This window comes from Neisseria blantyrii, assembly GCF_962747855.1.
GTDB classification, from domain to species: Bacteria; Pseudomonadota; Gammaproteobacteria; order Burkholderiales; family Neisseriaceae; genus Neisseria; species Neisseria viridiae.
The window spans coordinates 1-7,857 of sequence record NZ_CAUIZY010000025.1 but is presented as its reverse complement, the minus strand read 5'-3'; the positions used below and the strand labels follow the sequence as shown (position 1 = coordinate 7,857).

The 7,857-nt window shown below is 56.0% G+C and carries 7 protein-coding genes and 1 other annotated feature; of the genes, 4 read left to right on the top strand and 3 right to left on the bottom strand.

Going from position 1 to position 7,857, the window contains the following annotated elements; all coding sequences use genetic code 11:
* Nucleotides 1-122: 122 nt before the first annotated feature.
* Genes Q9J80_RS10710 through Q9J80_RS10700 form a run of 3 tightly spaced genes read right to left on the bottom strand, consistent with a single transcriptional unit; the run spans nucleotide 123 to nucleotide 1,703 of the window.
* Nucleotides 123-839, bottom strand: coding sequence for a tetratricopeptide repeat protein (locus tag Q9J80_RS10710; RefSeq protein ID WP_301672979.1), 717 nt, complete (start codon nucleotides 837-839; stop codon nucleotides 123-125).
* Nucleotides 839-1,507: a class I SAM-dependent methyltransferase gene (locus Q9J80_RS10705; RefSeq protein ID WP_003674506.1), complete on the bottom strand. Its 669-nt coding sequence runs from the start codon at nucleotides 1,505-1,507 to the stop codon at nucleotides 839-841. The genes Q9J80_RS10710 and Q9J80_RS10705 overlap by 1 nt, the downstream gene beginning before the upstream one ends.
* Nucleotides 1,508-1,517: 10 nt before the next feature.
* Nucleotides 1,518-1,703, bottom strand: coding sequence for a DUF3460 family protein (locus tag Q9J80_RS10700; RefSeq protein ID WP_002216929.1), 186 nt, complete (start codon nucleotides 1,701-1,703; stop codon nucleotides 1,518-1,520).
* Nucleotides 1,704-1,846: 143 nt separating this feature from the next.
* Here Q9J80_RS10700 and mutL point away from each other — a divergent pair, with 143 nt between their 5' ends.
* From mutL to Q9J80_RS10680, 4 genes are all read left to right on the top strand, one after another.
* Entirely contained in the window at nucleotides 1,847-3,823 is a 1,977-nt protein-coding gene (gene mutL, locus Q9J80_RS10695; protein WP_304674185.1) for a DNA mismatch repair endonuclease MutL, read from the top strand.
* Nucleotides 3,824-3,917: 94 nt separating this feature from the next.
* Nucleotides 3,918-6,047, top strand: coding sequence for a DNA polymerase III subunit gamma/tau (gene dnaX / locus Q9J80_RS10690; RefSeq protein ID WP_304672866.1), 2,130 nt, complete (start codon nucleotides 3,918-3,920; stop codon nucleotides 6,045-6,047).
* Nucleotides 5,107-5,146 (top strand) — a sequence feature (This ribosomal frameshift element is known only in the genus Neisseria.). Its footprint overlaps the gene before it by 40 nt.
* Before the next feature lie 79 nt (nucleotides 6,048-6,126).
* The gene (locus Q9J80_RS10685; protein ID WP_301672982.1) at nucleotides 6,127-6,462 is read left to right on the top strand and encodes a YbaB/EbfC family nucleoid-associated protein; all 336 of its coding nucleotides are present in this window, start codon (nucleotides 6,127-6,129) and stop codon (nucleotides 6,460-6,462) included.
* A 1,224-nt stretch (nucleotides 6,463-7,686) separates the two neighbouring features.
* The coding region (locus Q9J80_RS10680) for an ESPR domain-containing protein (RefSeq protein WP_304671760.1) at nucleotides 7,687-7,857 on the top strand (171 nt) is incomplete at its 3' end.

The following is a 7,857-nucleotide window of genomic DNA, read 5'->3' as shown; positions in this document are numbered from 1 at the left end:
CATCCTTTCGTTTAGTCTCAATGCTGATAACTTGATTATTCCTCCACCTTATTTCTGTCATATTTCTCATCTTAGTGAATTCCTTTGGTTTTCAGATGTTCATCAGCTGCAGCATGGAAAAACTATCGTTTGCGTACGGCTGCGGCGGCGCGTTTTGCCGCCGGGCTGCTGGGATAGGTCTGTATCAGTCCGCGCCAAGTCGCCCTTGCAATATCTTTTTGCTGAAGCCTGTATTGGCATTCGCCGATTTTGAATATGGCTTCGGGCGCGGTTGGGCTGTCTTTGAAACGGTTGGCGTAACGCCCTCCGATTTCGATGACGGATTCGCAGTTCCCCATACGCGCCCTGCTTTGCAGCAACAGGTACATACTGCGTTGCGCGATGCTGCCTCCGTCTCCGCCGTCCGCCCCCTTCAACAAGGCGGCTGCGGCAGAAAACCTGCCGTTTTGATAGTGTTTGAGCGCCTGATTATAAAGGCTTTGCTCGGTCGGACCGGCATATGCGGACACCTTGCCGCCTTCTGTATCAAGATAATGCTCTTTCAACTTGCGGTCATCGAGTTTTTGGACGTATGTCCTGCCGGAAGGGTGTGTTTTCGCATGCTCCAGTGCTTTGACTTTCCCATTTAACGTTTCCACTTCGTTCGACAGCCGGACAATTTTGCCTTCCAGATAATCCAAACGGTCTTGCAATGTCGGAACGGGATAGGGAATGCCGTCAGAACTGCCTGCCTCTGCCTGCGGTTCGGGTCGCACATCCTGAATATTGCGGGAAACAGGGGAAGAACAGGCGGCGGATACGGACAGCCAAATGATAAAAAGCGGTAATTTGATCTTCATTATTTTTTCAGAAGCAGGGTCAAACCGTCGCCGACGGGCAGGGTGATGGGGACAATCCGCGTATCGTTCGGCAGGTTTTGATTGAAATCTTTGAGGATGCCGACGCTGGGCGGTGCATCGGAAGCCTCCTCGCGCATCACCCTTCCGTTCAGCAAAATATTGTCGATGGCGATGATGCCGCCTTGCCGGACAAGCTTGAGGCAACGCTCGAAATATTGCGGCGTGGGCGGTTTGTCTGCGTCTATCAGTGCCAAATCGTAGCTTCCGGCTTCACCCTGTGCAATCAAATCATCCAATGTCAGTAATGCGGGTTGCAGGTGCAGGCTGATTTTATGTGCCACACCGGCCTCGTTCCAAACCTGACGCGCCGTATCGGTAAAGGTTACATTGATGTCGCAGGCGGTAATCCGCCCGTGTTCGGGCAACGCCAATGCAAGCGCGGTGCTGCTGTATCCGGTAAACACGCCGATTTCCAGATATTTTTCCGCACGGATCAGCTTTGCCAGCCAAACCAAAACCGCCGCCTGTTCGCGCGCAATCGCCATTTTTCCCATACGGTGATGCCCGGTCTTCTCGCGCAGCCGTGTCAAAACGGGATGTTCGGGTTCGCCGATGGCGTTCAAATAGTTTTGCAGGTCCGGTGCGACATTGGACAGATTGGTCGTCATTTCGGCGGGTTCAGTCTTGGTAATAGGTATAAGGTTTTTTCGCCACTTTTGCCGCCTCGAAGTTTTCCTGTTCTTCGGGATTGAGTTCGACATCCCACAAAAGCCCCCTGTTTTCCAAACGCTGCTGTTCCAACTCAGGTTTTTCTTCAATCAGGCGGTTGAGGAATTGTGTGGCTTCGGATTGGTAGTGATACATCTTTGTGCTCCAATTTTACGGAATATGGCGTGATTATACTGGTATTTTCCAAACGGGATAAACGGCTTTTATCAAGAATACAGGCAGAAAGGTAAGGGGTTTTATTATAGAATGAAGCGTTTTTTGAAACGGAAGCCCATGCCATGTCCCGAATTGCCGCCCTGCCCGACCATCTCGTCAACCAAATCGCCGCCGGCGAAGTGGTCGAACGCCCTGCCAACGCCTTGAAAGAAATCGTTGAAAACAGTATCGATGCAGGCGCGACGGCGATTGATGTCGAGCTGGCAGGCGGCGGCATCCGCCTCATCCGCGTCGGCGACAACGGCAGCGGTATCCACCCCGACGACATCACCCTCGCGCTCCACCGCCACGCCACCAGCAAAATCAAAACCTTAAACGATTTGGAACACGTCGCCAGCATGGGCTTTCGCGGCGAAGGCTTGGCAAGCATCGCCTCCGTCAGCCGCCTGACCCTGACCAGCCGTCAAGACGGCAGCGCGCACGCTACCCAAGTCAAAGCCGAAGACGGCAAACTCAGCAGCCCTACGGCAGCCGCCCACCCCGTCGGCACCACCATCGAAGCTGCCGAACTCTTCTTCAATACCCCCGCGCGGCGCAAGTTCCTCAAATCCGAAAACACCGAATACGCCCACTGCGCCACCATGCTCGAACGCCTCGCGCTGGCGCATCCGCACATTGCCTTCTCGCTCAAACGCGACGGCAAACAAGTGTTCAAACTCCCAGCACAAAACCTGCATGAACGGATTGCCGCCATTGTCGGCGATGACTTTCAGACGGCATCCCTGGAAATCGACAGCGGCAGCGGCGCATTGCGGCTCTACGGCGCGATTGCCAAGCCGACTTTTGCCAAAGGCAAAACCGACAAACAATACTGCTTCGTCAACCATCGTTTTGTCCGCGACAAAGTGATGCTTCACGCTGTCAAACAGGCATACCGCGACGTTTTGCACAACGCGCTGACCCCCGCCTTCGTCCTCTTCCTCGACCTGCCGCCCGAAGCCGTGGATGTCAACGTCCACCCGACCAAAACCGAAATCCGATTCCGCGACAGCCGCCAAATTCACCAACTGATATTCCACACGCTCGACAAAGCCCTTGCCGACACGCGTGCCGACCTGACCGAAAGCGTGAGCAACGCAGGCGAAGTGTTGCACGATATTACCGGCGTTACGCCTGCCCCAATGCCGTCTGAAAACGACAGCGAAAATCTGTTTGATCGCGCATCCAACTACCCGACAGGCAACAAACCCGATACACGCAATGCCTTTGGTTCATCAGGCAAAACCGCGCCCATGCCTTACCAAGCCGCGCGTGCGCCGCAACAACACAGCCTCTCCCTGCGCGAAAGCCGCGCGGCCATGAATACTTACGCCGAGCTTTACAAAAAAACCGACGACATCGACCTTGAGTTAAGCCAATTCGAACAGGCACGTTTCGGCAATATGCCGTCTGAAATGCCTATTCCCCAAACAGATACGCCGCTTTCAGACGGCATCTCATCACAATCCGAACTGCCGCCGCTCGGCTTTGCCATTGCCCAATTACTAGGCATCTACATCCTTGCCCAAGCCGAAGACAGCCTGCTGCTCATCGATATGCACGCCGCCGCCGAACGCGTCAACTACGAGAAAATGAAACGCCAACGTCAGGAAAACGGCAACCTGCAAAGCCAGCGCCTGCTTATTCCCGTAACCTTTGCCGCGTCCCACGAAGAATGCGCCGCCCTCTCCGATCATGCCGAAACGCTGGCAGGCTTTGGCCTGGAATTATCCGATATGGGCGGCAATACCCTTGCTGTCCGTGCAGTTCCCGCCATGCTCGGCAAAGCCGATGTCGTCTCCCTCGCCAAAGACGTATTAAACGAATTCGCCCAAGTCGGCAGCAGCCAAACCATCGAAGAACACGAAAACCGCATCCTCGCCACCATGTCCTGCCACGGCTCAGTCCGCGCCGGCCGTCGGCTTACCCTGCCGGAAATGAATGCGCTCCTGCGCGATATGGAAAACACGCCGCGCAGCAACCAGTGCAACCACGGCAGACCGACTTGGGTCAAACTGACTTTGAAAGAATTGGACGCACTGTTCTTGCGCGGACAGTAAGCCGAAAGTGCTAGAATACGCCGCCCGAAGCCGCCGTTCAGACGGCATTCCGACGCACCGATAGAAACATCACGACCGAAACCAAGAGAAAAACATGGCCTATCAAGTTCTCGCCCGAAAATGGCGGCCCAAAACCTTTTCCGACCTAGTCGGTCAGGAACACGTCGTCAAAGCCCTGCAAAATGCCTTGGACGAAGGCAGGCTGCACCACGCCTACCTGCTGACCGGAACGCGCGGCGTGGGCAAAACCACCATCGCCCGCATCCTTGCCAAAAGCCTCAACTGCGAAAACGCGCAACACGGCGAACCTTGCGGCGTGTGCCAAAGCTGCACCCAAATCGATGCCGGACGCTATGTCGACCTGCTCGAAATCGACGCCGCCTCCAACACAGGCATCGACAACATCCGCGAAGTCTTGGAAAACGCCCAATACGCGCCGACCGCCGGCAAATACAAAGTCTATATCATCGACGAAGTGCATATGCTTTCCAAAAGCGCGTTCAACGCTATGCTCAAAACGCTGGAAGAGCCGCCCGAACACGTCAAATTTATTCTTGCCACCACCGATCCGCACAAAGTCCCCGTTACCGTCTTGAGCCGCTGCCTGCAATTTGTCTTACGCAATATGACCGCGCAGCAGGTTGCCGACCACCTCGCCCACGTCCTCGACAGCGAAAAAATCGCCTACGCCCCCCCCGCCCTGCAACTTTTGGGACGCGCCGCCGCCGGATCGATGCGCGATGCCTTGAGCCTGCTCGACCAGGCCATCGCCCTAGGTTCGGGCAAAGTTGCCGAAAACGATGTCCGCCAAATGATTGGTGCGGTTGACAAACAATACCTGTACGAACTGCTGACAGGCATCGTCAATCAAGACGGCGCAGCCCTGACCGCAAAAGCGCGGGAAATGGCGGCGTGTGCCGTCGGCTTTGACAACGCCTTGGGCGAACTTGCCATACTGCTGCAACAACTCGCCCTGATACAGGCAGTCCCCTCCGCCTTGGCGCACGACGATCCCGATTCCGATATTCTGCACCGCCTCGCCCAAACCATAAGCGGCGAACAAATCCAGCTTTACTACCAAATCGCCGTCCACGGCAAACGCGACCTGGGCCTCGCACCCGACGAATACGCCGGCTTTATGATGACCCTGCTGCGTATGCTGGCGTTTGCGCCCTTGGCGGCGGCTTCGTGTGATGCAAACGCCGTGATTGAAAATACCGAACTTCAATCCCCATCGGCACAAACCGCCGAAAAGGAGGCGGCCGCAAAAAAGCCCCAAGCGCGCCCTGAAGCAGATGCCGCCCAAACGCCCGTTCAGACGGCATCCGCAGCGGCAATGCCGTCTGAAGGCAAAACCGCCGGACCCGTTTCCCATCAGGAAAACAACAGCGTTCCGCCTTGGGAAGACGCGCCGGACGAAGCCCAAACCGCAGACGGCACGGCGCAGGCATCGGCAAAAAGCATTCAGACGGCATCCGAAGCCGGAACGCCGCCCGAAAATCAAGTTTCCAAGAACAAGGCATCCGACAACGAAACCGGGGCTTCCTTGTCCGAAGTGCCGTCTGAAAACCCCATTCAGGCAACACCGAATGATGAAGCCGTTGAAACGGAAACATTTGCGCACGAAGCCCCTGCAGAACCTTTCTACGGTTACGGCATTCCGGATAATGACTGCCCCCCGGAAGACGGCGCAGAAATCCCGCCGCCTGATTGGGAACACGCCGCCCCTGCCGATACCGCAGGCGGAGACGCGGACGAAGAAGGAGAAGCAGGCGGCATCGGCGGAAACAACACACCGTCCGCCCCGCCGCCCGAATTTTCCACCGAAAACTGGGCAGCCATCGTCCGGCATTTCGCCCGCAAACTCGGCGCGGCGCAAATGCCGGCGCAACACTCCGCGTGGACGGAATACCATCCCGACACCGGCCTGATGGTTTTGGCAATGACCGCCGAAGCACGCGCCACCGCCGACAAAAAACGCCTCGACAAAATCCGCGACACCCTCGCCCAAGCCTACGGGCTGCAACTCACCCTGCAAACCCAAGACTGGCGCGACGAAGCCGGCCGGGAAACCCCCGCGATGCAGGACAAGCGCGTCCAAGCCGAAGACAGGCAAAAAGCACAAGCATTGCTCGAAGCCGACCCCGCCGCACAAAAAATCCTCCAAGCATTCGGCGCGCAATGGCAGCCCGAATCACTGGAATTGGCGGCAAACCGCCCATAAACAGATATAATGCCGCCCGAACCCTTCGGACGGCATTGCCGTTTCCCTTATCCAATCAACACAGACAGGAGTTTTACCAATGTTCGGAAAAGCCGGATTAGGCGGCCTGATGAAACAGGCGCAGCAAATGCAGGAAAATATGAAAAAAGCGCAAGCCAAACTTGCCGAAACCGAAGTAGAAGGCGAAGCAGGCAACGGATTGGTCAAAATCACAATGACCTGCGCGCACGAAGTACGCAAAATCGACATCAGCCCCGATTTGATTCAAGAAGCCGCCGACGACAAAGAAATGCTCGAAGACCTCATCCTCGCCGCCCTTAAATCCGCCCGGGGCAAAGCCGAAGAAACCGCAAACAAAACAATGGGCGCATTCACCCAAGGTCTGCCCCCCGGAGTGGGCGACTTCTTCCGCTGATCCCCGACCGTCATTCCCACGCAGGCGGGAATGACGGAAGGCAATGCCGTCTGAAACTTCGTCATTCCCGTGAAAACGGAAATCCAGCCCCGTCGGAACAGAAACTTACACCCCCGTCATTCCCGTGAAAACGGGAATCCGGTAGGCCGGGCTGTAGGGTGGGCTTCAGCCCACCAATCCGCCAACAAGCACACACCCCCCCACAGCCGTCATTCCCGCGAAAGCGGGAATCTAGGACGTAGAATCTAAGAAACCGTTTTATCCGATAAATTCCCGTGCCGAGGGGTCTGGATTCCCGCCTTCGCGGGAATGACGGCATCAGTTTGCAGGATACGGCGTGAACGGTAAAAACAGCGAGAACGATAGGAACGTAAAAACGGCAAGAATAGCGGGAATCGGCAGGCTGAAGCCTACCCTGCCATTACGCCCTGCCATTCATTTCCGCATCCGTATATCGTAGGATGGGCTTCATCCCACCAAAACACAAAAATTCCGATGCCGTCTGAAACTTCGTCATTCCCGCGAACGCGGGAATCCAGAGCCTCTAAACTTTCAGATAATCTTTGAATATTGCCGCCTCCACCAATCCACCCGCACCAACCCAAAGCCCCAAACACCCCCTCCCTCAAAATCATCCAATAATGTAAAATCCCCCCCCCCCGCGAAAAAAATGATATATTCCAAGCGGAAAACCCTCAAAGCTGCCGTCATACGCGCCACGCGCAAACAACATCCCCGTCGGCGCGGATACGTAAAGCCGATGCCCGGGATGGGCATAAGCTCAGGCGCGGGATGTTCGCAAGATATGCTGTAGGGTGGGCTTCAGCCCACCGTTCCCACCAACTCAACCAATCCCGCAATCCGATTAAATGCCGTCAAACCGATGCCGTCTGAAAATAGCGGAAACGGCGGAGATGTTGGAATTGGCGGAGTTGGTAGGAATGACAGGAGCGGTGGGATTGGTGGGCTGAAGCCCACCCTACGCCCCCACCGAACCGTCATTCCCGCGAACGCGGGAATCCAGAAACACAACGCAACAGGAATCCATCGGAAAAAAAACAGAAACCGAACGGACTAGATTCCCGCCTGCGCGGGAATGACGGGATTTTAAGTTGGGGGAATTTATCAGAAAACCCCCAACCCCCAAAAAACACCGGGCGGATGCCGCACCATCCGCCCCCAAACCCTTTTTAACCATTCAAACAAACAGAAAGAGAAAACAAAATGAACAAAATATACCGCATCATTTGGAATTCGGCCCTCAATGCCTGGGTAGTCGTATCCGAACTTACCCGCAACCACACCAAACGCGCCTCTGCGACGGCGGCGGTTGCCGTATTGGCGACCCTCTTGTCCGCAACGGCACAGGCGAGCACCAACGCTTCGGGGGGGGGG